The 24,985-nt window shown below is 50.4% G+C and carries 18 protein-coding genes; 8 read left to right on the top strand and 10 right to left on the bottom strand.

Features of this window, described 5'->3' with window-relative positions:
- Positions 1 to 64: 64 nt before the first annotated feature.
- Positions 65 to 1,063, bottom strand: a complete 999-nt coding sequence (locus tag ACSF8W_RS10570; RefSeq protein WP_500847289.1) for a DUF6929 family protein — start codon at positions 1,061 to 1,063, stop codon at positions 65 to 67.
- A 778-nt stretch (positions 1,064 to 1,841) separates the two neighbouring features.
- On the opposite strand from ACSF8W_RS10570, the gene ACSF8W_RS10565 reads away from it, so the two are divergent.
- Positions 1,842 to 2,720: a sensor domain-containing diguanylate cyclase gene (locus ACSF8W_RS10565; RefSeq protein ID WP_500847288.1), complete on the top strand. Its 879-nt coding sequence runs from the start codon at positions 1,842 to 1,844 to the stop codon at positions 2,718 to 2,720.
- Positions 2,721 to 2,859: 139 nt separating this feature from the next.
- Positions 2,860 to 4,194 (top strand): GTPase HflX, encoded by a 1,335-nt coding sequence (gene hflX, locus ACSF8W_RS10560; protein ID WP_500847287.1) that lies wholly within the window; start codon positions 2,860 to 2,862, stop codon positions 4,192 to 4,194.
- Between the two features lie 181 nt (positions 4,195 to 4,375).
- Here hflX and ACSF8W_RS10555 read toward each other — a convergent pair whose 3' ends face one another.
- A complete protein-coding gene (locus ACSF8W_RS10555; protein ID WP_500847286.1) occupies positions 4,376 to 6,232 on the bottom strand; it encodes a methyl-accepting chemotaxis protein in 1,857 nt (618 codons plus the stop codon).
- A 765-nt stretch (positions 6,233 to 6,997) separates the two neighbouring features.
- Here ACSF8W_RS10555 and ACSF8W_RS10550 point away from each other — a divergent pair.
- A complete protein-coding gene (locus ACSF8W_RS10550; protein ID WP_500847285.1) occupies positions 6,998 to 7,519 on the top strand; it encodes a TetR/AcrR family transcriptional regulator in 522 nt (173 codons plus the stop codon).
- Between the two features lie 186 nt (positions 7,520 to 7,705).
- The gene (locus ACSF8W_RS10545) at positions 7,706 to 8,734 is read left to right on the top strand and encodes an alcohol dehydrogenase family protein (RefSeq protein ID WP_500847309.1); all 1,029 of its coding nucleotides are present in this window, start codon (positions 7,706 to 7,708) and stop codon (positions 8,732 to 8,734) included.
- Between the two features lie 83 nt (positions 8,735 to 8,817).
- On the opposite strand, the gene ACSF8W_RS10540 is transcribed toward ACSF8W_RS10545, so the two are convergent.
- Positions 8,818 to 9,813 (bottom strand): LacI family DNA-binding transcriptional regulator, encoded by a 996-nt coding sequence (locus ACSF8W_RS10540; protein ID WP_500847284.1) that lies wholly within the window; start codon positions 9,811 to 9,813, stop codon positions 8,818 to 8,820.
- Positions 9,814 to 9,989: 176 nt separating this feature from the next.
- Between ACSF8W_RS10540 and nhaC the strand changes: the two genes are divergently transcribed.
- Together nhaC and ACSF8W_RS10530 are read left to right on the top strand one after the other, a co-directional pair.
- Positions 9,990 to 11,432, top strand: a complete 1,443-nt coding sequence (gene nhaC / locus ACSF8W_RS10535; RefSeq protein WP_500847283.1) for a Na+/H+ antiporter NhaC — start codon at positions 9,990 to 9,992, stop codon at positions 11,430 to 11,432.
- Positions 11,433 to 11,549: 117 nt separating this feature from the next.
- Positions 11,550 to 12,719, top strand: coding sequence for a MalY/PatB family protein (locus tag ACSF8W_RS10530; RefSeq protein ID WP_500847282.1), 1,170 nt, complete (start codon positions 11,550 to 11,552; stop codon positions 12,717 to 12,719).
- Positions 12,720 to 12,812: 93 nt separating this feature from the next.
- On the opposite strand, the gene ACSF8W_RS10525 is transcribed toward ACSF8W_RS10530, so the two are convergent.
- Complete coding sequence (locus ACSF8W_RS10525) at positions 12,813 to 13,211, bottom strand: NirD/YgiW/YdeI family stress tolerance protein (RefSeq protein WP_500847281.1); 399 nt, start codon at positions 13,209 to 13,211, stop codon at positions 12,813 to 12,815.
- A gap of 331 nt (positions 13,212 to 13,542) precedes the next feature.
- On the opposite strand from ACSF8W_RS10525, the gene ACSF8W_RS10520 reads away from it, so the two are divergent.
- Complete coding sequence (locus ACSF8W_RS10520) at positions 13,543 to 14,031, top strand: hypothetical protein (RefSeq protein WP_428478314.1); 489 nt, start codon at positions 13,543 to 13,545, stop codon at positions 14,029 to 14,031.
- 255 nt (positions 14,032 to 14,286) lie between these two features.
- The gene (locus ACSF8W_RS10515) at positions 14,287 to 14,799 is read left to right on the top strand and encodes a glycine cleavage system transcriptional repressor (protein WP_500847280.1); all 513 of its coding nucleotides are present in this window, start codon (positions 14,287 to 14,289) and stop codon (positions 14,797 to 14,799) included.
- A gap of 107 nt (positions 14,800 to 14,906) precedes the next feature.
- Here ACSF8W_RS10515 and lpxM read toward each other — a convergent pair whose 3' ends face one another.
- The 6 genes from lpxM to ACSF8W_RS10485 form a co-directional block, all read right to left on the bottom strand.
- Positions 14,907 to 15,845: a lauroyl-Kdo(2)-lipid IV(A) myristoyltransferase gene (gene lpxM / locus ACSF8W_RS10510; protein WP_500847279.1), complete on the bottom strand. Its 939-nt coding sequence runs from the start codon at positions 15,843 to 15,845 to the stop codon at positions 14,907 to 14,909.
- A 314-nt stretch (positions 15,846 to 16,159) separates the two neighbouring features.
- On the bottom strand, positions 16,160 to 19,321 hold the full coding sequence (locus ACSF8W_RS10505) for an efflux RND transporter permease subunit (protein WP_500847278.1): 3,162 nt from the start codon (positions 19,319 to 19,321) through the stop codon (positions 16,160 to 16,162).
- Positions 19,318 to 20,937: an efflux RND transporter periplasmic adaptor subunit gene (locus tag ACSF8W_RS10500; protein ID WP_500847277.1), complete on the bottom strand. Its 1,620-nt coding sequence runs from the start codon at positions 20,935 to 20,937 to the stop codon at positions 19,318 to 19,320. The genes ACSF8W_RS10505 and ACSF8W_RS10500 overlap by 4 nt, the downstream gene beginning before the upstream one ends.
- Positions 20,938 to 20,945: 8 nt before the next feature.
- The gene (locus ACSF8W_RS10495; protein WP_500847276.1) at positions 20,946 to 22,259 is read right to left on the bottom strand and encodes a TolC family protein; all 1,314 of its coding nucleotides are present in this window, start codon (positions 22,257 to 22,259) and stop codon (positions 20,946 to 20,948) included.
- Between the two features lie 63 nt (positions 22,260 to 22,322).
- Positions 22,323 to 22,733, bottom strand: coding sequence for a hypothetical protein (locus tag ACSF8W_RS10490; protein ID WP_500847275.1), 411 nt, complete (start codon positions 22,731 to 22,733; stop codon positions 22,323 to 22,325).
- 537 nt (positions 22,734 to 23,270) lie between these two features.
- Positions 23,271 to 24,734 carry a hypothetical protein gene (locus tag ACSF8W_RS10485; protein ID WP_500847274.1) on the bottom strand — a complete coding sequence of 488 codons (1,464 nt, stop codon included), beginning with the start codon at positions 24,732 to 24,734 and terminating at the stop codon, positions 23,271 to 23,273.
- Positions 24,735 to 24,985: the final 251 nt, after the last annotated feature.

Below are 24,985 nucleotides of genomic sequence, written 5' to 3'. Positions count from 1 at the left end.
CGCAAATAGCGGCCTTTGAGTTACTTAGATATTCACATTATCATATCATCAGACGGTATGACGATTACTTATCAATCGTAAACGTGAAGAACTGGCTGGTGCCGTTGTCATTATCACTGACGATATAGCCTTTGGCTTGCTGTGGCGTTTGTTGGGCAACCGCAATAGATTCGATCTTGGTAATAACGGTTTTACCGCCTTGTTCGACTTTTTGGCTGTAAGGAATAAGATCGAGATTCGACGTTTTATCTAATGTAGCCAATGGCAACACGCCGACAAAACTGCCCTGAATCGCACCATCATTCACACTGCTCTGATTATTCCCTTCTACCGATGCAGTGAAAATCAAACTCTTGCTGTCTTTCCAGTAATCGGCACCCGAGAAACAGGCTTGCACGCCGTTAATGGTGGGCAATTGTGCCTGATACACGTTCAATGACGGCAAGGTGTTGGATTGGCCCGTTAAGTAGTGCATCAAATCCGTCGTCTTCATGGCAAAAATGGCATTCTTACCTTCATTGCCGCGATTGAAGATGAAAATCTTATTGGCGGTGTTGGCGATCCCTTCAATGTTGATTTTTTCTGCTGAGGTGAACCCCGCAGCCTGATGCAGTTTTGTATACAGGTGAGAGAGCGACAGTTTCTGGTTGTCTCCCCCTTTTACAGGAACGAGGTACGCATTTTCGCGTAATGTTTTTTTACTGCCAGAACCGATAACAAAGTAATAAGGCTGATTGTTGTAATGGATCAGCGTCATCGATTCAAAGTCAGGTTTGGTTTTATGGTTAATACGGTTGTGTTTATTTACCGGGAAGTGATCAATCATCACTTTCTTTTCAATCTTGAAATCAGGATTGACCGTAAATAACCACGGTGAATCATCACCGGTGACAATTAACTGTCCATTATGCATAACCATGCCTGAGCCTGAAGAAAGGTTATGATTAATGGTTGAGTTTGCAATGTCGAAGGTAAACGGCGCAGTGGCTGCTTGAGCATAACCCGTTGTCAATAATGCGGCTGCAGTTAGCAGACCAATAGTCGTGTATTTATTTGTTTTCATTGTTATATCTACATATTGATGAAGGTTGAATGTGATCGCACTCTACACCTGTTTATTCCTGATAAGAAGATAGGCCAATGTATATTTTAGCTTTTAAATATGTTTTGAGGGTTTTTTATCGTTAACATGTTGAAAAGTTATTGGAATTAATAAATGTAAAAATCAGCATGCACAATAAAAGTGTTTATTGTGCTGGCAATATACGGGAGGCAAGGAAGTGGGTGAGGAATAAGAAAGCGGCTTTCAGGGGGGATGTGTGTGATCTTACCGTTAAATAACGACCATCCGGCGGACTACTGTGGGCAGGATAGTGGCATCGCATTATCTTCCTGATAGGCGCTGGTTACTTACCTACCATACTCAACGGTGACTAAACGGCATGTTGTATATACAGTGACCAGTGTTCGTGGCTGATTGTGGGAGTATTCCGACAAGGGCTGTGTGGCTGCGATGGTATTTTATTCAATTTAATGACGCCGTGAATGTGATGAAAAATTTTACTTGGAACGTGATAATTTTCACCGGATAATCCGCGCGATTTTTATGGGAGACATATTTTGCGATGTTATTTCTGTATTAAATCCTGCTCTTCGTCTTAGCCGTTATTCCCATCATTTTTTGTGTCTGGATACTTTAATTTTCGGTGTCTCACGGTCTTGCGTCTATCTACTCAGTCGACGTTTTTCCTGTGTTATGACGGTGTGTTAACTAAAATTAAAATTGAATAGTAATATTTATTTCCCTGTGGTAGGTAAGATAGTGATAGGTAAGAAACAAGATGCATTATGAACGTTTTTTCAATGGGGCAGCCTGCGGCCTTCTTATTTGTAAAAATGATCCTTACTCCACGATTGTGCGTGCGAACGATGCATTTTATTCCCTAACCGGCTACACCCGAGAAGAGATGCACAGCCTGCATCAAGACCGCTTTGCCGCCTTGGTGATGGATGACTTATCGCCGATATTGAAAAAAGTGGGGAAATCAATACAGGAAGGCACCGTTTTAGATTACGAATTTCGCATAAGACACAAAAATGGTGAGGTGCTATGGATTCATGATGTTGCCACCTATCATGCTGATGAGGATGTATTTTATGTGGTGATCATGAATATTTCCTACCGCCAAACTGCGTTGGAGCAGGTGTATAAAACGGCGAGTGTGGATGGCCTGACCGGATTATTAAACCGGTATTATTTAGAAGCCGCCATACAAGACAAACTCAATACGGCGTCGCCGTCACCCTCGGCATTATTGTTGATTGATCTTGATAATTTTAAACAGGTTAACGATACCTACGGGCATGTGGTCGGTGATCGTTTATTGCTCGATGTCAGCCAGAAATTAGCGGCGCTGTTTGGTGATAACGGCATTCTCGGCCGATTGGGTGGCGATGAGTTTTTGGTTTTCCTGCCCCATGTGCCGTCAGTGGGATATTTGGTGACGGTGGCCAAACAGCTGGTCGCACAATTGCAGTTTATGACGCAAGCGATCCCTGTGTCAGCCTCGGTAGGTGTGTGTTTTGATGTGGCAGGCACGGCGTCTTTCTCGGGGTTGTACCGTGATGCTGATGATGCCTTGTATGCGGTAAAACGCGCGGGCAAGGCAGGGTATTTGTTGGTCGAACAGGGCGGCATTGTGATCCCCACCGTCCCCTGACGGTGAGAATGCGGGGATCCATGACGATAACGCCCGTACGGTACATGCTATTTCGCTATAAAACACCGCAGTAACAGCGTACGATTCGGGCACTTTCGAAAAAATCAGGCGGCGCTTAGGTGCACGGACATAAAAAATTATGCAAATAACAGAAAAAGCATCACTTAACCACGCGTTACTTATCTCTATTTGCACACCGCAATTTAAAGGCGATGAAGCAACCGAATCACTGGCCGAGCTTGCACGCTTGGTCACTACCCTTGGGTTTAAAGTGGTCGGTACACAGTCGCAAAAGCAAAGCTCGACCCAGAAAATGAATGTACTGGGGGAAGGCAAACTGGCGGAAATCGCCCGTCTGACAGGCAACAGAGGGACGATTGAAGAAGAAATCGACCCAGAAGCATTATTTGAGGATCTGGAATTTTCGGACATCCCGACCGATGATCTGCCGTTTGCCTGTGCGGATGTGGTGGTGTTTGACTGTGATTTAAGTCCGTCACAACTGCGTAATGTCGAGAACCAATTAGGTGTCGAAGTGTTTGACCGCACGGGGATCATCATTGAGATCTTCAGCCGTCATGCCCGTACGCGTACCGCCCGTATGCAAGTTGAAATTGCCCGTCTGAACTATTTAGCGCCGCGACTGCGTGAATCGACCAGTGGCAACAAAGAGCGCCAAATGGGGAAAGGGGCGGGTGAAACCACGCTAGAGCTCGATCGCCGTAAAGTGCGAGATCAATTAGCGGAATTACGCCGTGAATTGGTGAGCGTGCAAGAGGAAATGAAAGGCCGACGCACCCAGCGCTCTGAGTTGTTCTCTGTCGCGCTGGTGGGCTACACCAATGCGGGTAAATCTTCCATGATGCGTGCCATTACGGGCAGTGACGTGGAAGGTGAAAACAAACTGTTTGCCACGTTGGATACGACTGTACGTGCATTGCAGCCGATCACACAACCGCGCATTTTGGTGTCAGATACCGTCGGGTTTATTAAAAAATTACCGCACGATTTGGTGGCGTCTTTCCATTCTACGCTCGCCGAAGCGCATGATGCCTCTTTGCTGTTGTATGTGGTGGATGCGTCTGACGCGTCTTTCCGCTCGCAGTTAGAGGTGGTGCATGAGGTGTTGGAAGAAGTGGGTGTTGAGGGCATTAAAAAGCGTTTGGTGTTGAATAAATCCGATCAGCTTAGCCCTGAGCAGCAACAAGCGTTACTGGAAGAATTTCCTGATGCAATGATGATGTCAACGCGTAACCCGCAGGATATCAAAAAGCTGCACCAATACATCGTGAGCGTGGCTGAGCACGACATGATTGAAGAAGAGATCATTGTCGCTTATGACGCGAAAGGGATCATCGGCGAAATTCGTTCAAGCATGAGTATCGTGAAAGAAGAGTATGAATATGATCATATTAAACTCACGGTACGTTCAAGTGCGATTGATTTAGCGCGATTGAAAAAGCGCATGCAGTGATTGATCGGCGGCCGTTAAGTACCAGCTGTTTATTATCAGCCGTTAATGGTCTGTCGTGAATAATGGCGCTAAATAGAGAGACAAGCGGTAGACGTTACCGCTTGTCTCTTTTTTTGTTTGGATCTTCAGGTTTCTGGCCTTTTTGTTTCAGGCTGAGCGCTTCAGATTAACCGTTTAAGACTTAGATCTTAAAGTACGCCATCTCATTTTTTATTGCGCCGATCCGCTCAGAGATCTCCACGTTGACGTCACTGATCTTGAGGGCGTTCTCCAAGCTGATCTGTACCGTGTGGTTGATGTTCTCCACGCGATGAGAAATGTCAGCCGTTACTGAAGATTGCTCCTCAGAAGCCGTAGCCACCAGTGCGTTAATTTCATTCATGGTTTCGACTTTTGCCATGATGTTTTGGAATGCTTGTGAGATCTCCTGCGACATGCGGTAAGACTCTTCCACTAAGCTGGCATTGTTGAGCATGAACTCATCGGCTTTCTTCGATTGTTCTTGCAGCTCATTAATGATGGCTTGAATGTCGACCGTTGACTGCTGGGTTTTTGCCGCCAGCGAGCGAACTTCATCGGCCACCACCGCAAAACCACGGCCTTGCTCACCGGCACGGGCGGCTTCAATCGCGGCATTCAGTGCCAACAGATTCGTTTGCTCAGAAATGGAGTTGATCACATCCACCACGGAGCTGATCTTGTCGCTGTACAGACGCAGATCGCTGACGATCATCGCCGATTCTTTGATTGAATCATTCACCTGTACTGAAATCGATTCGGCACGCACCATGGTTTCAGATCCCACGGAGACCACATTGAGCACTTCCGTGGCTTGGGTATCTGCCATGGCCGCATTGTGTGCGACATCGGTCGCTGTTGTTGACAGTTCAGTAATCGCCGCAGCCACTTGTTCCACTTCTGAAAACTCGTTCTGTGCGTTCGTTTTATTGTCTTCAATAATGGTTTCAATGTGTGACTGGTTCACCTGTAATGACTCAGTGACAGATTGCGTGGTTTGCGAAATTGTCTGAATGCGGTTTTGCATGGTACGCAGTGATTCGGACACTAAACCTGAAGCGGCAAACTGCACCGCTACAATGTTGCCATCAGCAAATTGCTCAATCTTACGGGCTAAGTCTTCCGGCTCTTCACCTAAGTTGGTGTCGATTTCTTTTTTCACGATGTAGAACACCACTAAGGCCAGGATCAAGCCGACACCCAACAAAATGAAGACGAACATCATCAGCATGGTGTTGCGGTTGGCGATGGTTTCTTCTTGCTGGGTGAACGAGAACACATCGTACTGGCCGTTGTAGTCTTGTTTAGATACCGTGTAGTAGATGTCTTGGCTGTCTTGATATAGCAGCGGTGTTTCGCTGGCTTGCTTAAAGGCAGGACGGATGCTGTAGATATTCTGACCCTTCCAGTCCGCCGTTTGGTTATGAACAAATAACACGTGGCCATCTTTACTGGTGATGGTGTATTCCATGTTGGTGCGTGCCAAGTCGGCACTGATATCGACATCAATGCTCAGTACGCCCACAATTTTCTGGTTACGATCTCGAACAGGGGAGGCCACACTGATGATGGTATCACCGGTGGAGCTGGTATAAGGGGAGGAGATCACATTGCGGCCTTGCATCGGCACGACAAACCATTCGCGTTGCAGGGCTTTGGCATTGAAGTTGGGCATGATGCCGCTCAGTTCCGCTGAATAGGTGAAGGTTTCACCGCTTGGCTTACTGAAATACACGCCCATGAAGCGGCCGTTTGAATCGCGAACGACGCTTTCCATGATGGCCAGCGTTTCGTCGTCAAAGTCGTAATCAGCAAAGCTGTTAGACAGGGCGGTCACGCTCGTTTCGGCACTGAGCAGGGTATTCTCCAGTGCAACCAACAAAGTGTTGGCGACCGCGTTGTTTTCTTTTAATACGTTGACATCTTTCCAGGCATCAAGGTAACGGTAACTCACCATGCAACTGAGTGAGATTAATACCGCTAACGTCAGTACAAAAGATAAGGTGATTTTCTTAAGCATGGTCCTCTCCCTGAGGTCATACATGGCGTGCTTTTTGCCATATTTCAAACAAAGGTTGTGACGTAAAAAGATAAGTCATGACATTGTTAAAAAATGAAAAACAATTTCAACAATGTGCTTTCTACACGTGATAGAAATTTGTTGAGAAACAGAAGCGGATATTCAATGCTTCTCTTATTCATGGTGGCGGCTATGCGTTTGATTGCGTGACGATGAATAATAAAAGTCAGTGGGTGTGAAGATGAATATTCAAGACTGATATTTTTTCTGTTCGCGACCATACCACAGGGCTATTTACAACCTGCACAGTAGCATGCTGTAAGTGTGCGTATGAACACTCTTTTTTTTATCGCTTTGGGTCTTTTTTATCTCAAAAATATCAATTATGTTGTTATTTTCTCGAGTGATACAGGGAAAGTAGCCAGGTGATCGTTCAAGACGGTGACCTTGCTGTGTTTTTTATGACATGGAAAACGATGAAATAAGACAATAAAAGAAGAAAGGATCCACCATTATGCTGTTGTGAGTCTTTATTACAATCGTTGCATTAATACATAGAGGGAGGAGGTTGATAAAAAGTTAATATTAAAACGAAATTATTTGAAGCGTAAATATAACGTGTAACAAACAGGCGCGGAATACCATTAAATCGTAAGGGTTGACGAAGGTAGAGCGTTTGTTCTACCTTGGTAGGTAGAATAATCATTCTACCTGAGGCCTTTTGGTCTCAGAGGATGGTGTGAACCGTCAGCATGAGGAGTACCGATGACAGAGACCGAGATTGCGGCCTGTTTAGAAACCACCTTTAGTCAGCAGGGGTTTGCGACGCCCAGTGTCGCGGATTTAAAGCGAGCCTCTGGGGTGAGTTTGCGCACACTGTACCGTTACTTCCCGTCTAAAGAGGCGATGGTGATTGGGGCGCTGAATCATCGCCACACCCGTTACGTGCAGTGGCTGTCCGACGGTGCACCCGCACAAGGGGAGACAGAGATTGTTTTCCATCATTTTGCACAATTGGCACGGTGGATGGCTGAGGCTGCACCGAATGGCTGTATGTCGATGAACGCGTTGGCAGCGTTTCCTGATAACGCTGAGATCCAGCAGGCAGTGCAGAGGCATAAGCAATACATTCGTGAACATTTCATTGCGTTGAGTCCCACTCCGCAAGTTGGCGAAGCGCTGTTTGTACTGCACGAAGGGGCGGCATCGGCGTGGCCTATTTTGGGGGAGGTTGCGACACAATCTGCCCAAGCGGCTGCGATGACATTGATGGCGACGCAGCGGTAAGTCCAGCATGTAACAAGTACATGTTTTACATCACATCCCGCATCATCACACGCTCTCGTATCGACAAGGCCGTTAATGGACAAACCGAGCGAGGAAGAGAAGGACAGGATCATGACGACAGACTTTTTACCCACAGAAACCGTAACGCACGCATCAACAGAGTCGATAAACACCATACCGCAGACCATGATGGGGGTGCAGTTGATTGGCCACGGAGGCCCTGAGCAGTTACACATCAACCATGCTATTGCTGTTCCAACGCCGACAGCAGGCGAGGTGCTGATCAAGGTTGCGGCGGCAGGGGTGAACAATACCGACATCAATACCCGTATTGGGTGGTATTCCAAACATGACGGGGATGCGGAAGATGCCAGTTGGTCAGGCAATGCGCTGTCGCTGCCACGGATCCAAGGTGCTGACGTGTGCGGGTATATTGTGGCGGTTGGATCGCAGGTGGATGCCTCTCGTATCGGCGAGCGGGTTTTGATTGAGCCGTGTTTACAGGAAGCGGGTGGAGCAGCACTGGCGCAGCCGTGGTATTTCGGCTCGGAGTGTGACGGCGGGTTTGCGCAATATACCGTGGTGGCTGCACGTCATGCTTACAAGGTTGAGAGTGCCTATTCTGATGTCGAGTTGGCGTCGTTTCCATGCTCTTACTCAACGGCAGAAAACATGCTGACTCGTGCCAATGTACAGACCGGGGATCGTGTACTGATCACCGGAGCCTCAGGCGGCGTGGGCTCGGCCGCAATCCAGTTAGCGAAAGCCCGCGGTGCAAAGGTTGTGGCGCTAACCAGTGCCTCGAAACAGGCGACGATGCGCGAAATAGGCGCTGATGATGTGGTGTTGCGTGACGAGGATTTGCTGACGGCACTGGGGGCAAACAGCGTGGATGTGGTGATCGATTTGGTCGCTGGGCCACAGTGGCCGGCGTATCTGGACGTGCTGCGCCCGCAAGGGCGTTATGCGGTATCCGGTGCAATTGGTGGCCCCCTCGTCGAGTTGGATGTGCGCACGTTATACCTGAAAGATTTGGCGTTCTTTGGCTGTACGGTATTGCAACCGTCGGTATTTGGCCGTTTGGTGTCACTGATTGAACAGGTGAAAATCGTGCCGCTGGTGGCCAAAAGCTATCCGTTGGCGGCCATCAATGAGGCTCAGGCGGCGTTTGAAACCAAACAGCACGTTGGCAAGATTGTGTTGACGGTGGCATAACGAGTGCGAATACCTGTTGGCGGCAGCTGGGCTGGGTAGCCAACAGGTGATTTTGTTTTAGACGCGCTTTGTTGAATGTGCGCTTAATGCGTTTGTGGTGTCACGGCTGAATCACGCTTGATCAACAGGGGATGAAAAATGCGAGACAGCGGACTGTCGGTGCCTTCCAGTGATAAACGGGCGGCATTGATCGCCATGCTTTCAATCGGGCTGCGAATAGTGGTGAGCTTCGGGCTGAAATAGCACTGCGGCAGTACATCATCAAAGCCGACAATCGACAAGTCTTCAGGGATCGCCACGCCGTGTTCTTTGAAAACTTGCATCGCGGCGGCGGCATAGAAATCATTGAATGCCACCATTGCCGTTACCGGTAACCCTTTGTTGAGCAGATTCGTCGCCGCTAATGCACCGCCCGGCTCACCGAAAGGCACTTCTTCAATCCAGTCAGGATTCACCTCAATACCGGCTTCTTCTAAGGCGCGGCGATAGCCGTCAAAGCGGTCGAATTTATCGTCCACTTCCATTTCACAAGACAAGTACGCAATGCGGGTATGGCCCAGCTCAAGCAAATGCTGGGTGGCCTTGTAAGTGCCTTCGCTGTTATCCAGCCACACACATTGTGATTCGATGGCGGGCACATGGCGGTTAACCACGATGAAACCGGGCAGTTGTTCCGCATGGTGGATCAGGGCGTCATCACTCATCGCTTTACTGTGGATCACAATGTTGCGGCAGCCTTTGCTCAGCATGAACTGAATCGCGTCTTCTTCACAGGTGGCATCGTAATCACCGCTGGCAACAATCACCTTGCGTTGGTGTTTGCGGGCGATTTTTTCCACCCCTTGGGTCAGCAGGCCGTAAAACGGTGAGTTAAAACGGCTGACGATCAAGCCGAGGGTATCGTGACCCTGATTGATGGTGAGGCGGCGATTGCCTTTTACTTGATAGCCCATCTGTTGCATGACCGCTTCCACTTTAGCAATGGTATCAGGCATGACATTCGGAGAGCGATTGATCACACGGGAAACGGTGGCGGTCGAGACGCCAGCGGCTTTGGCTACATCATTAATCGTGGTCATGTGTGTGCAAGATCTCATTTTTAAATCATGTAATTTACATCTGATAATATTGTTTTTTATTGGTGAATTCCATCACAGAACTCTCGTTTCTGACACATTATTCTGCACGCATTGAGTTAAACCGGTTTTGTTTCAAAATTTCTCTGTACCATCACACTGTTTCGGATGTAAATTACATGAATAATAAAACAATAACGACACCGCCAGCAGGATTAGCCTTGCTCCCTATCATTGCTATGTTGGGATTTTTAGTGATTGGCTACGGCATATACGGCCTGCCAATCGAAAGTTTATTGCTGGCGTCTGCGGTTGTTGCGGCAGGCGTGGCGTGGAAACTGGGTTACGGTTGGGATGATATTCAATCGGCCATCATTGATCGTTTGGCGAAAGCTTTGCCTGCGGTGTTCATTCTGGTGCTGGTGGGCGGTTTGATCGGTAGCTGGATGGTCGGCGGTACCATTCCGATGTTGGTGTTCTACGGCCTAAAAATTATCAGCCCTGAATACCTGATCCTAACGGCATTTTTGGTGACCTGTTTAGTCTCACTGTGTACGGGTACCTCTTGGGGTTCTGCCGGTACGGTGGGTGTGGCGTTGATGGGCGTTGCAACCGGTATGGATGCGAACTTGGCCGCAGTGGCCGGTGCGGTCGTGTCAGGGGCGTACTTTGGTGACAAAATTTCACCGTTGTCTGATACCACCAACTTTGCCCCTGTCGTGGCAGGGACCGATTTGTACTCACACATTCAACACATGTTGTGGACAACGATCCCGGCTTTCTTGTTGGCGTCGGTGGTGTTCTTCTTTGCGGGTAACAGCGATGTGAGTGCTGACACCCCTGAAAAAGTATTGGCGATTCTGGCTAACATTGAGCAGCTGTTCACGCTGAATATCTTCTTGTTGCTGCCACCTGCGCTGATCTTGTGGGGCGCAATCCGTAAATTGCCAACGATCCCATTGATGCTGGCGGCGATTGCGATTGGTGTGGCAAACGGTGTGATCTTCCAAGGTTTCAGCTTGGTGACGGCGCTGAATGCGATGCTGAGCGGCTTTAAAGTGAGCATGTTTGCGGATGCGGGCCTTGGGGATGTGGCATTGGTCTCTGATGTGGTGACATTGGTGAACCGTGGCGGTATGACATCCATGATGGGTGTGGTGCTGTTGGTGTTCTGTGCCTTCTCTTTTGCCGGTACGTTGGCGCTGACTGGCGGCCTGAATGTGTTGGTGAACACGATGGCGAAAGGCATTAAAGGCACTGCGAGCCTGATTGGTGCGACTATTGTGACCACCATTACTGTGGTATGTACCACCTCTGACGGTAAGTTAGCCCTGTTGATCCCTTCTGAATTGTTCCGTGACACGTACAAGAAAATGCAGCTGGATGCCAAGAACCTGTCTCGTACCATTGAAGATGCCGGTACGGTGATTGAGCCGTTGGTGCCTTGGACCAATGCCGGTGTGTTTATGGCGGCGACACTGGGTGTATCAACGTTAGATTACTTGCCTTGGGCGATTCAAAACTACTCTGCGATTTTCTTTGCCATGATTTGGGCGGTGACAGGGGTGGGTATCGCGAAGGCCGTGAAAGAGGTACGCCAAGGCGAGCCTGCAACGGCATAACAGAATGACGACGCGGCGCCATGACGGCGTCATGTAGAAGAAACATTATTATCATTTGAAGAAAAAACACAGGAAGCGTTGAGAGGGTCAGCGCTTCCTGCTTTATACGAGGTTTATATGGCGCACGAATTGGATACCGTAATCAACCGTTATGGCACAGACTGCTTGAAGTGGGATTACATGGAAAAGTGGCTGGGTGTGCCGGAAGGTGAGGCATTGCCAAGTTGGGTATCGGACTGGGATTTTAAAGCGCCCGATTTTATTACGGATCCACTGAAAGCACGTCTTGAACACGGTATTTTTGGTTACTCTGAGCGTGGCGATGAGTATTTCAATTCGGTGATTGATTGGTGGCAAGAGCGCCATCAGGTGACGCTGAAAAAAGAATGGTTCCACACCACGCCGGGCAGTTTGCCTGCGATTGCGATGCTGATGGAGCGTTGGAGTCAGGTGGGGGATAAGGTGTTGGTACTGAGCCCTGTGTACCATGCCTTCTACCGTACCATCACGAACACGCAGCGCACGGTGGCCGAATCGGCGCTGATCAATGACAACGGTTACTACACCATTAACTTTGATGATCTTGAGCAGCAGTTCAAAGACGGCGTGAAGATCATGATGTTCTGTAATCCGCACAACCCGGGTGGTCGCGTGTGGACAGAAGACGAAGTGACGCGCGTGTGCCAGCTGTGTCATCAGTATGGGGTGTACTTGATCTCAGATGAGATCTGGGCGGATATCGTGTTCCGTGGTCACACCTTCTTTAGCTGTCTGCGCGTTGACCCTACGTACTTCGACAAAATGGCGGTGTGCATTGCGGGGACCAAGTCGTTTGGTCTGCCGTCGATGCGTTTGACCAACACCATGATCCCGAATGAGAAAGAAGCCGAGGCATTAAAGTCTAAGCTGTTGGCCTACGGGATCGACGTGTACAGTGCGTTCAGCATTCTGGCCAACCAAGCCGCATACCGTCACGGCAGGGAGTGGCTGGATGACACCTTGGTGTATTTGGAAGCGAATAACCAGCGTCTGGCGGAGTTTGTTGGCAGCGAACTGACGCAAGTGACGTACCGTTTGCAGGAATCGACCTATCTGGCGTGGTTGGATTGCCGCGGCATGGGCATGGACGATGAAGAGTTGGAGCAGCGTTTGCACAAAGCCGGTGTGATCCCGACCATGGGATACGGGTTTGGTGACGATGGCCGTGGCTTTATTCGTCTTAACCTTGGTTGTCCGGCATCGATTCTGGAAGAAAAAATCCAGCGTCTGCGCACCGTTCTCAAATAACAGTAGACACATTCTGATACGAGAAAGCCCTCTTTAACGAGGGCTTTTTTCTGGCGTTTGCCTGTTTTTCGCTGATCCGGGTGGGGCGGTGAATTACTTTACGATCTTAATGCTGTCGACATCGACCGCATTGGCAGAGCTGTCTTTCTCAATTTCGCCGCGAATTTCCACTTTGTGATTGGGATTAATGGTTTGACCGTTCCATTCATCGTCATCGATTTCAATCGGCATTCTGCCCGTGTCATCGGCAAACATGTAACGCTCTTTGCCCAACGACAGGGTGACGTGACCAATCAGCGTGACCTCGGTGCCGTCGGTTAACCATGCTGCGTTTTGTACGTCCGCCACAGTATTGAGGTTGTCACTGGCACTTGGCCCTTGGAAACCGCCTGCCGCCTGCGCCGTACCCGTGCAAAGCAGCAGTGTGGCCAGTGTCAGAGAAAGGGGGCGAAGGCTCGAACGAAGAGCGAATTTACGTGTCGGTGTGTGCACAATACATCTCCTTGGTGTTAAAGTAGCGCGACAGGAAGCGCCCCGTCCGGTTCAGAGAGTCGAATGACGAAAATCGCGGGGGAGTGCCTTTGCCGAGTCATGCCGGACGAGGGTGCCATAATGCTGCTTTTCACTGTAGTGCATATCATCATGAAATACCATTGGCCGGGATCACTCGTTCTTCTTATGAACAGTTATGCGCGAATAAGTTCCAAATCTTGAAGTTGGTCACTCTATTCGAATCAAAAGTTGATAAAACGCATAGTTCTGCGTGGTCTGAGTGCATAATGTCTCGGTATTCCGTTCCATAGAAGTGTTAAGGTTACTAAATATGTCTGATGTACCCGTATCTGTTACAAATGTGGCCGACGTGGTTCAGCCTGTGGCTGAGTCTTCTGGCTCTATCTGGGGCTACGTAGCAGGTGGTGTTGCTTTGTTGATTCTGGCCGGTTATTTCGGTTACAAGAAACTCAACAAACCAGCCTTTATCATCAATCAGGTACGTAAACGTAACCTGAAAGAGATCAAAAAGCTGGGTATGGAGAATTCTGATTTTGTCGTTGATTTGGATCGCTTGCTGGACTCTGTCCTGACGTACGCAAACGAAAACGGCAAAACCGGGGGTGATGTGGTGAAGATCATCAGCCCATTGAACGATGCAGCACGTATTAAGACTGCGCGTGATATGTACCAATCCATGATTTACATTGCCAACGAAATTCACGACGCTTCACTCGCGCGTGAATTTAAGAACAAAGCCAAGCAAGTGAAAGCGAGTTCGCCATTGATGGCTGGCCTGCTAAAGCGCGCTGGGATCTAATCACAGTAGCGTGTCCGCCTAGGGGCTGACACCGTGCGGTGAATAGTCATGAAAAGCCACGTCGAGAGACGTGGCTTTTTTTATGGTTTTTATTTCGCAAAGCGATAAAAGGGAAATGTGTGATGCCACAAGGTAAAGCGCGGTTTTTGTCACCCTAGAGGAGAGCTTTATCACGGCAGTGGTCGGCTGAGCTTGCTAGGCTGGATATAAGCAGTAAGGATTTTTCTACTGGCTTTTATTGAAAGGGGGACGCGTATGAACACTCAACTCACCATCACCCTCGCGGGCGACGATCACCCGCAATTGATCAATGTACTGGCCGCCCAAACCCACGCCTTGGGCGGGAAGTGGCTAATCAGTAAAATTAACCGGCTGGATAACCAAGTGGTTGGGATCATTAAAATTGATATTCCCACCACCGCCGTCAGTGAGCTTAAACAGGCCTTTATGGCGCAGCAAGCCCTCGATATTCGCGTGATGGAGACGCCATCGACGCTCGAGATGATCCCCACCCATCCTGTCACATTGAAAGTCGAAGCGAATGATCGTTCGGGCTTGGTGCATGATCTCAGCCGTATTCTCGATGATATCGGAATAGGCATCGTGAAAATTGAAAACAACCGTATTGTTGTGCCGGAACTCGGCAAGGCGTTGTTCTTTGCGGAATTGCTGATCAATGTGCCGGAAGAAATCGATCTTGAGCAATTGCTTGATGCCATGCAGCAAGTGGAAGAAGGCATGCTGGTGAAAGTGGTCGAACCGGCATAGCCAATGGCGCGATCACGTCACGAGACGGTGAACCATAAAAAAGGCCTGCACAGATGCAGGCCTTTCTTTTGGAACGCGTTGATTCGGCGCGTATTCATCGTTCGCACTTAGTAGCGCTTAGTGCCATCAGGCTGGGTACGTAACACGCTAAGAATCCACATGTACTGCTCAGGTTGGGCGCGGATCATTGATTCCAAGGTCTGGTTCATGTAGCACGCATCGGCGTACTCATCGCCCGATGGGAAGTGGGCCAGCGGGGCGCGAATGTCCATTTCAAAGCGACCTGTCTCAAGATTGTAAGAGGGGTACACCGGCAAGATGGCGGCATTCGACAGTTTGGCCAGTTTGCCAACGCCTTTTACGGTCGCTTTGTCGTTGCCAAAGAAAGGCGCAAACACACTTTGCTGAATGCTGTGCTCTTCATCGGGCAGGTAATAAGCCAGGTAACCGTCTTTGATCGAACGCAGGTACGGTTTGATCCCTTGGCTGCGTTGGTAAATACGGCCACCAAATTGTTTGCGCTGCACGTTCATCAGCCAGTCCACAATAGGATTCGACTGCGGCTTGATCATGGCCACCATCGGCATGTCATTGGCGGCAAAATACAGCGCCGAGAAATCGATGGCCCAGTTGTGTGGTACCAGCATGATGATGTTCTTGTTTTCAGCTTGTAGGGCTTCTAAGTGGTGTGCGCCGTGGATGTCATGGCTGTCGAGCACAAAGCGGCGGCCTTTAATGAAGGGTTGAGCAAATCCCAACAATACACAGCCTGCCACCGTGAAGGTACGCACTAGCAAGTCTTCCTGCTGCTGCACCGTTAATTCTGGAAAGCACAATTCGATGTTTTTCAATGCGCGTCGTTTCGCCCCACGCTTGCGGGTCAGGATAAATTTGGCCGCTTGGTGTGAAATACCGCGGCGGACACGGTGCGGCAGAAGGGCCAGCAAAACGATAAGGGGCATCGCCAGCCAGATCAGCCAGTGTTTCGGGTGCAAGAAAGACAAAGAAAAGGTGGGGTTGTACTGATTAGCAGTGGTGTCGCTCATGAATGGTATCCGGTATAGGCGAGGGCTGAATCTCGACGTGTTGAATATCGAAGCCTGGAGATTCAGGTCTAGCCTTATTCCTGTTGTCGATGTAAGAGGGCTTGTTCAGCTTAAATACAGGATTGTAGGTAGAATGGTAAAGGATGCAACGGCTTAATAACCGCCGTGAGATAACTGTGATCTGGATCGCCAAATGGCGGCAGGGTCAGGGGTTATGAGCGCTCACTGGCAACAGTGTGCCAGTGAGCGCGGGGTGAGTGTGTTACGGGGATGTTTCGGCTTTTGTTGTGCGCCTACTGATATTAAGTTACGGTTTATCCACGCGGTTTATTGGGTACGGATGCCTCGGAATGGCCAAGTTGATGGCTCTGTTTTTTCCAGATCTTGAACACAGCAGGCAGCACCACCAGCGTTAATAGCAGTGCTGACGACATGCCGCCGATCATGGGCGCGGCAATGCGTTGCATGACCTCCGAACCGGTACCCGCCCCAAACATGATGGGGATCAGGCCAATGATGACAGTGGCAACGGTCATCATGATCGGCCTGACTCGGAGGCCGGCCCCTTCTTGGATCGCGAGGTTAAGGTGGGACGCCGTCAGCGGGGTATTCGCTTGTGCGGCATCTTGCTGCTGGAACGCCCATGCCTGATTGAGGTAGACCAGCATGATCACCCCAATTTCGACCGCGACCCCAGCCAATGCGATGAAACCAACGCCGACGGCAATCGAGAAGTTATACCCAAGGATTTCCATCAGCCATAATCCGCCAACCATGGCGAGGGGTAAGGTGCCCATGATGATCATCACTTCACCCACACGGCGGAAGCTCATGTACAGCAACATCATGATGATCGCGATAGTGGCCGGAACAACGACACTCAAGCGGGCTTTGGCGCGCTCCATGTATTCGTATTGACCGGACCAGACCAACGAGTAGCCTGCAGGCAGGGCCAATTGTTCAGCCACGGTTTGCTGGGCGTCTTGCACATAAGAGCCTAAATCACGATCTTCAATATCGATAAAGACCCACCCGTTAGGACGGGCGTTTTCGGTTTTTATCATCGGCGGGCCATCTTCGAATCGAATATCGGCCACATCAGCCAAGGCGATACGGGCGCCCTTCGGTGTAACCAGTGGCAGGTTTTTCAGTGCGTCCAAAGAATCGCGGTAGCGTTGAGGATAGCGGACATTGATTGGGTAGCGTTCTAAGCCTTCTACCGACTCACCCACATTCATGCCGCCCACCGCGGTGCTGATCACCTGTTGGATATCGCGAATGTTAAGGCCATAACGGGCGGCTTCGCGGCGTTTAATGTCCATGGTGAGATAGCGGCCACCGGCGACACGCTCGGCATATACCGATGCGGTGCCGTCAACATCTTTCAATACCGTTTCTAGCTGGGTACCGATGTGCTCAATCTGCTTGAGATCCGGCCCGGCGATTTTGACCCCGATGGGCGTTTTGATCCCCGTGGCTAACATGTCGATACGGGTTTTGATCGGCATGACCCATGCGTTGGTTAATCCCGGGAATTGGATCAGATTATCCAGTTCACGGCGCAGGCTTTCGGGGGTCACACCTTCGCGCCATTGGTCTTTGGGCTTGAGCTGGATAATGGTTTCGATCATGGTCAGTGGTGCCGGATCGGTGGCGGTGTCGGCACGCCCAATCTTGCCCCAGACGGTTTTTACCTCCGGCAGGGTTTTGATCAGCTTGTCCGTTTGTTGCAGTAACTCTCTGGCCTTGCCGATAGAAATCCCCGGATAGGTGGTCGGCATGTACATCAAATCCCCTTCATCCAGCGGAGGAATAAACTCACTGCCCATTTTTTGGATCGGGTAATACGCAGAGGCCATGAGGGCAATGGCGATGACAATGATCGTCTTGGGAAACTGCAGGCTAAGGGTAAGCAGCGGGCGGTAGAGGGCGGTCACGACACGGTTCACCGGGTTTTTATGTTCCGGTAAAATCTTGCCACGCACCAAGTAGCCCATCAGTACAGGGACAAGGGTGATGGCCAAGCCCGCTGACGCCGCCATGGCATAGGTTTTGGTAAAGGCAAGCGGGGAAAACATTTTGCCTTCTTGGCCTTCAAGGGCAAACACGGGCACAAAACTCAGGGTGATGATGATCAATGAGAAGAACAGGGGCGTGCCCACCTCTTCGGCGGCTTTGCCTATCACCTGCCAGCGGTTCTTGTCGGTCAGGGGCGTGCGTTCAATGTGCTTGTGCACGTTTTCTATCATCACAATGGCGCCATCCACCATGGCACCAATGGCAATCGCGATGCCGCCGAGTGACATGATGTTGGCGTTTACCCCTTGCCAATGCATGATGATAAAGGCGGTAAGAATGCCAATCGGCAGGCTGATCATGACCACCAAGGATGAGCGAATATGGAACAAGAATAGGGCGCAGACAATCGCGACCACAATGAACTCTTCCGCCAATTTTTCGTACAGGTTCGTGACGGCGCTGTCGATCAGGCCGGAACGGTCATAGGTCGTCACTATCTCGACACCATCGGGCAGGCTGCGCTGCAGATCGGCCAGTTTGTCTTTGACTTGGCTGATCACCGCTTGAGCATTTTCACCAAAACGCATCACGACCACGCCGCCGACGGCTTCCCCTTCGCCGTTGAATTCGGAAATGCCCCGGCGCATTTGTGGGCCGATATGGATGTCGGCAATGTCACCCAGCAATAACGGGGTGCCGTTGTCAGTGACTTTCAGCGGGAGGCTTTTGAGATCATCAAGGGTGGAGATGTAGCCCGTCGCGCGGATCATGTGCTCGGCTTCAGCCATTTCAATGACCGATGCGCCAGCTTCTTGGTTACCGGCCTGAATGGCCATGTTGATCTGTTGCAGCGTGAGATCATAACCACGTAATTTTGCGGGATCGATCTGAACCTGATACTGCTTGACCATGCCACCCACGGTGGCAATTTCAGAGACGCCACTGACGGTCTGCAGTTCATATTTCAGGAACCAGTCTTGCAAGCTGCGCAGTTCGCTTAAGTCGTGCTGGCCGGTTTTGTCCACCAAAACATAGCTGTAGATCCAGCCCACACCGGTGGCATCCGGCCCAAGCGTTGGTTTCGCGTTTTCAGGCAGTTTGGGCGCGACTTGGCTGAGGTATTCCAGTACGCGTGACCGCGCCCAATACATGTCGGTATCATCATTGAAGATGATGTACACGTAGGAATCCCCGAAGAAGGAATAGCCCCGGACGGTTTCAGCCCCCGGTACCGCGAGCATCGCGGTGGTTAAGGGATAGGTGACCTGATCTTCAACCACTTGTGGGGCTTGCCCTGGGTAGCTGGTTTTGATGATCACCTGTACGTCGGAGAGATCGGGAATCGCATCCACTGGGGTATTTTTGACACTGTAAATCCCGGCAGCGATCAAAAAGACCGTGGCCATGAGTACCATGAAGCGGTTTTGGATCGACCAGCGAATAATGGCGGTAATCATAATGCACCGACCTTATTTGTCTTATCCACGACGGTGTTATCCATTGCGGCATGTCCCATAGAACTATGATCCATGGTGCTATGATCCATGGTGCTATGATCCATAGAACTGTGGTCCATCGAGCTATGGTCCATTGTGCTGTGGTTCATGCTTTCTTTGTCGTCTAATGCGATATCGGAGACGGTGTATTGTCCGTCGTCTTGTTGGGTGATCAGAAACCGGATGGCTTGACCGGCAATGAGTTGGCTCAGATCACTGTCATCCGCCACGGTGAAATCCATGGTCATGGCAGGCCAGTTCCATTCTGAGATAGCAGGGTGTTCGATGGTGAGCATTCGGTGGTCAAGCATGATATTTCTCACCCGCCCACTGACCATCACGGCGTTCGCTGGATGAGCCTCTTGGTCTATCCGGCTGAAGTCAGCACTTTTGCTGGATTCGGCGTCGAGCATAAATTGCGCAGAGGTAACGATGGTATCGTTGGCCGCTAAGCCGTGCGTCACTTCAACCATGCCGCCGGCACTGCGCCCGATGTCGATGCGGGATGAACGGTACTTACCGTTGCCTAATGCCAGCACCACACGTGCCATATTGCCTGAACGGATAACCGCTTGCTCAGGGACGACAAGAACATTGTCATCGCTGCGTGGCGTGAGGGTCAGGTTTGCAAACATGTTGGGTTTTAAGTCGCCGTTGTCATTGTTGAACGTGAGGCGCACGCGCTGGGTGCGTGTTTTTGCATCCAAGACAGGGTAGATATAATCCACGTTACCTTGCCAGCTTTTGCCGGGTAAGGCGTCAATCTGCATCGCAGCGGATGTCCCTTTTGTTATCCAATGGGCTTGGCGTTCGAAGACTTCCACATCCACCCATACGTTTTCAAGTGAACCGCCACTGATCACGGTTTGCTGTGGTGACAAATAGCCGCCTTCACGCACATTCAAGGCGGTGATGACCCCGTCGGCAGGGGCTTTAACCGCCATGGTTTGCTGCGTTCTGCCTCGTCTCAGCAGCGCATTGATCTGGGCATTATCCACTCCCAGTGCGCGCAGTCGGTCTTTAGCCCCTTGAACCAAAATGGTTTTGCCAATGCGTTTGGCGTTCAGTAACTCTTCTTGTGCCCGTACTAATTCCGGCGAATAGATCGCGAACAGGACATCGCCTTTTTTGACCTTTTCGCCCACGGTATTGACGTTCAGGGTTTGGATCCAACCACTGACACGGCTGTTGATCTGCCAGCGCTGGCTGTCATCAAACGCCACGTAGCCCACGGTATCAATCTGGGGTTCGAGAGGTTGTCGGCTAACAAGCGCCGTTTTTACCCCAAGGTTATTTTCCACCGCAGGATTGATCGAGACTGTGCCTGCGGTTTCTTGCGTGTTAGACGTCACATCGTCGGCGTAGACGGGGATGAGATCCATGCCCATCGGGGATTTGCCCGGCTTATCACGCTGATAATTGGGATCCATCGGCGCGACCCAATACAGTGGTTCGTGAGTTTTGGCGTCCGCGTGTGTAAGCGCCGGTGAGCCCGCGTGATCAGGCATGTTGGCGTAATAACCCAGCGCGCCACCGACAGCGAGTGCAATAACAGCAACGGTAATCGTTTGTTTCATGGTATCCCTTAATATTTGTTCAGCAGGTAAGCGAGGTTATTGTTGGCCTGATGGCGATCCGCCTCTAAACGGGCTTGTTCGAGCTTGATGGCCAGTTCCTCACTGGCAGCCCGAATGTATTCATCCAATTGGCTGGTGTTGTTTTGATAGCCTCGCTCGACGGCGTGGGTTTTTTCCTGAGCCTGTTTAAGCAAACTTTGCTGATAACGGGAGAGACGTTGTTGCGTATTGTGGCGATCAATCATCACACTGCGGATATTGGCCTGCATGTTCTTCAACAGAAGATCGCGCTGGGTTTTGGCCGCGCCGACTTGGTGCTGGGCGGCGGAGAGTTTTTTGTCCTGCCTTTTTTCAGTAAACAGCGGGATATCCAGTGTCAGGTAGGCACTGAGCATGTCAGGCGCGGGGGAGCCGTCCATGCGATCCGCTTGGCGATGGGCATACATGACTTCCACACCAAACTGGGGTTGATATGCCTCGTTCGCGATATCTATGCCGATCTCAGAGCTTCTGATCATGGCGTCAGTGGCCATAATGGCCGGGTGCGCAGCCAAAGCGGGATAGAAATCCGTGGGCTCGCTCGCTAAATAGGTGTTGAGGGCAATCCACTGCGGGTAGTCAGTAACGTTCAGTTGTGCGGCATGGTGACCGATCCACTCGGACAGTTGAGCTTTCAGGCGATCTTGCATTTGTTGGTTGGCTTGCAATTGGTCGTCAATACGGCTGATTTGCACATCAGCTTGGATCAGATCCTGAGCTTGATTGACGCCTACGCCGTAATTGGTGCCCAGATAGTGTGCCAGTTCCTGAAATAGCCGTTGATTTTGAATCATGATCTGACGGGCTTGGCTGAGGTAGGCTAACTCTATCCAGGCTTGGGTGAGGGTTTTGGTGACATCGAGCTGACGTACGCCGGCTTTTTCATGCAGGCTATCGGCTTGTTGGCGGCTTTGTTTCTGCATAAGAGACAGCGTATCGCCACGGCCAAATTGCTGCATCAAACCTACCGAGATACTGGTCATCGGGTCTTCATCGAAGGAAAACGTATCCACGGGCAGGCCGCCGACACCCACTTTCACTTTCGGATCCATCAACTGGCTATTCGCCACCCCCAGATCGATGATGGCGTCTGCTTGGTATTGGAGTTGTTGCTGTCCGGCGTCATGCTCAATCGCCCACTGAATAAGCTGGTGAAGGGTCGACGGGGTATTCATCGGGATCGCAGCGGCACTTTCCTGAGCGTAACCCAAGGAAGAAAACGGCGTTGCGAAGCCAATGATCAATGCCATGCCAAGGGCACGGGAAATCATGCTTTTTTTCATGGTGTATTCACTACATCAAAATTAAAACGTGCTGGCGTAGCGCGTGCTACACACAGCCGACTTTCAAGATGAGTGTGAGTGAATCGGTGGGCGTAAAACGCTTTCTTGGCGTGTCAGCAGGGCATTTGCCAATGCTGTTGGGTGGGGGACGTGATGGCGCATATCCACGTGGGTGGAGAACAACGCGGTGAGCGTGCTGTATTGGCAATGTTGGCCATCACAGTGCTGACAATTGTCCATGCTGTCCATTGCGGCGCAATGGCTATTGCCTGTCCCCGTTGTGGTCGCCATGCTGGTTTCAGCGCAGTGAGTTTGGGGGGCAGATTTATCATGATGAACAGGGGTATCGCTGGCTAAGATAACCGACGTTGAGTCTGTGGCGGTGACAGTGCTGTTCGATGACGCCATAAACATGTTCATTGAGTGATTGGCAGACATGGCAAACATCGGCGTTATGATGAGACTGATCATCATTAACACCGTGAGCAACAAGTGATGTGTTGTTCGCCAGTACGTCATTTCACTACTCAAGACGGTTATTTGCCAAAACGGACAAAAAGCCTAAAAAGTGTAAACCTTTCCCTAGGGGGAAGGTCAAGTTTATCCTAGGGTGTGTCCCTCAATTATGTTGCGTCCATCGCTGCTGCTATTTTCAAGCAGGACAACTTAAAAAATGTGTGATTTGGTGGGCCAAATGAGCAATTTTTAAGGCAGCCATGCGCAGAAAATAGCGCAGCCCGAAGGGTTATGGCCAAAATCCGCGCTATCTGCCCAAAATGGCTTGAAGATAGAACCACTATGTTCATCGCCATTTTGATTGCTTTCACGAATTTTGGACCTATAACGATGGTGCAAATAATTAAGGGACACACCCTGGTATTTTTTGTCAGGGGCGGATTGCAGGCAAAAAAAGACGCAGCACACAGGCTACGTCATTGGTAACACGGAATTAACGAGGGCGTTTATGGCCCTCATTGATCGAGTGCCTTATCGAATAGCGGATTGGACGGCTTATTGCGTGATCGTGGCGTCAGCCGTGGTGTCTGTCTCTGCCGTGTCCGCTGCTGTCGCTTCATTCGTTACGGCTTCATCTGTGACCACTCTATCGGTGATCATTTTATCAGTGACAGCTGTTTCGGTTTCGGTCTCTTTTACTTCCGTTGCTTCCGTTACGACGGCTGGTGTCGCTTCGGCGTCTGTCTGGCGATTTTCAGTCGAATTCATTTCAGCGGCCTCTGTAGTGACAGTCACTGGCGTGGTTGCGGTCGCCTCTGGGGTGTCCGTCTTGGCATCGACAGGGGTAGCAACGGTCATCGCTTTGGGGTTAACAGGTGCTGCCGGTGTGGTGTGCATCGCTGCCAGTTGTGCCTCCAGTTTAGCGACTTTTCTGTTCTGCTCGTTCAACTGGCTCAGGTCATGTTCCAGTGTCTCTACCTTGTCAGTCGCGGCGGCCAGTTTTGCGTTCAGCTGTTTGATATCTTCCAGATCCTGCTGGTATTGCGTGATGAACGCGACCAAGGCTTGGCCTTGGTCCGGCATACTGCGATCACGGGTGTCTTCTGCGCCAAGGGCTTGAGAAATGTTGAACAAAAGGGTTTCTTGGCTGACGACATAACGTTCGTAGTCTGTCACCGGCAACAGTTTCAGCTGCTGAACGGCTTCGGCAATGTAACGGGTGTGATGCAACGCAAACATGGCTTCATCGGCTTTGGTTTGGATGGTGGCCATATCACGCGGGTCGGCGGTGATAAAGGCTTCTGCGGCGACCACGGCTGCCGCACCGGCTGCTAAGGTATCAGGCGCATGTTGGATCACGTTGGCGCTGTTTAACTTGGCCAATTCTTGCTTCGCCGCATCAAGGTAAATGTGCGTCACGGTTTTAACTTCAAATGCACGCAGTTGAGTTACTAATGCCGGTTGGGCCTGTGTTGCGCGCTCGGCGTCATCTTCTGCAATCCACTCAATCAGTGTTTTGAACTCATTGTCCAACGAACGGCTGGTATCCGGGAAATACTCGGCAGCATTTAACTGACGCAGTTGCACGCGGTAAGAGAAGGCTTCCGCTAAGACGGTGTGTGCCTGTTGCTGCAGCGCTTGTGCTTGATCAACGGCATCATTAAACGCCGTCAGGCTGTCTTTTGCCGCTTGCCAGTTGGTGGTTGAGCTGAAAAAACCACTGCTGCTGTTAGCTTGGGTCGGATCTTTTTCAATCACCGCGTAATACTCTTTCGCGTCTGACAAGGCTTTCTCTGCATCTTGCATTAACTCTGACGCCAGCCACATCAAGTCTTGCGCGTGGGCTTGTTCCATACGCACTTCTGCTTGGGCGATGTACTGTTGTAAAGAGGCCGCTTCTTGGGTGGTGTCCGTCTGATTGGTCGTCGGGGTCACCGTGGCGGTTGAGTTGGAGTCAGAAGCACAGCCCGATAACAGCAGGGCGGCGGCAAGCGCGGTCAGTTTTAAATCCATTTTCATAAGATATACCGAAATAAAAGGCAATAGTGTGGAATATCGGCACTGTCTAATTATTCAGTGTTCGATGTCTATATTATTATCGCGCCATAATAAAACGATATTTTTAGAATGGAAGCCTGCAACTACTTGTTCTGAATAAAATATTCGTAATTATTTATATTTTTTTAGGGAATATAGCAGAAGAGGAAAATGCGTCAAAATGATGACGCATTGACAGTGTGGTTTTTGCGTTGCGCTTGTCTGAGATGGTG

It is taken from the genome of Photobacterium sp. 270122K (assembly GCF_059941365.1).
This window is presented reverse-complemented; position numbering and strand designations above follow the sequence as displayed.

Coding starts and splice junctions, on each gene's coding strand:
- nhaC (WP_500847283.1), top strand. CDS start 9,990: ATGAATAATAAAACAATAACGACACCGCCAGCAGGATTAGCCTTGCTC.
- ACSF8W_RS10515 (WP_500847280.1), top strand. CDS start 14,287: ATGAACACTCAACTCACCATCACCCTCGCGGGCGACGATCACCCGCAA.
- ACSF8W_RS10555 (WP_500847286.1), bottom strand. CDS start 6,232: ATGCTTAAGAAAATCACCTTATCTTTTGTACTGACGTTAGCGGTATTA.
- ACSF8W_RS10520 (WP_428478314.1), top strand. CDS start 13,543: ATGTCTGATGTACCCGTATCTGTTACAAATGTGGCCGACGTGGTTCAG.
- hflX (WP_500847287.1), top strand. CDS start 2,860: ATGCAAATAACAGAAAAAGCATCACTTAACCACGCGTTACTTATCTCT.
- ACSF8W_RS10565 (WP_500847288.1), top strand. CDS start 1,842: ATGCATTATGAACGTTTTTTCAATGGGGCAGCCTGCGGCCTTCTTATT.
- ACSF8W_RS10530 (WP_500847282.1), top strand. CDS start 11,550: ATGGCGCACGAATTGGATACCGTAATCAACCGTTATGGCACAGACTGC.
- ACSF8W_RS10545 (WP_500847309.1), top strand. CDS start 7,706: ATGATGGGGGTGCAGTTGATTGGCCACGGAGGCCCTGAGCAGTTACAC.
- ACSF8W_RS10540 (WP_500847284.1), bottom strand. CDS start 9,813: ATGACCACGATTAATGATGTAGCCAAAGCCGCTGGCGTCTCGACCGCC.
- lpxM (WP_500847279.1), bottom strand. CDS start 15,845: ATGAGCGACACCACTGCTAATCAGTACAACCCCACCTTTTCTTTGTCT.
- ACSF8W_RS10495 (WP_500847276.1), bottom strand. CDS start 22,259: ATGAAAAAAAGCATGATTTCCCGTGCCCTTGGCATGGCATTGATCATT.
- ACSF8W_RS10500 (WP_500847277.1), bottom strand. CDS start 20,937: ATGAAACAAACGATTACCGTTGCTGTTATTGCACTCGCTGTCGGTGGC.
- ACSF8W_RS10505 (WP_500847278.1), bottom strand. CDS start 19,321: ATGATTACCGCCATTATTCGCTGGTCGATCCAAAACCGCTTCATGGTA.
- ACSF8W_RS10490 (WP_500847275.1), bottom strand. CDS start 22,733: ATGATGATCAGTCTCATCATAACGCCGATGTTTGCCATGTCTGCCAAT.
- ACSF8W_RS10485 (WP_500847274.1), bottom strand. CDS start 24,734: ATGAAAATGGATTTAAAACTGACCGCGCTTGCCGCCGCCCTGCTGTTA.
- ACSF8W_RS10570 (WP_500847289.1), bottom strand. CDS start 1,063: ATGAAAACAAATAAATACACGACTATTGGTCTGCTAACTGCAGCCGCA.
- ACSF8W_RS10550 (WP_500847285.1), top strand. CDS start 6,998: ATGACAGAGACCGAGATTGCGGCCTGTTTAGAAACCACCTTTAGTCAG.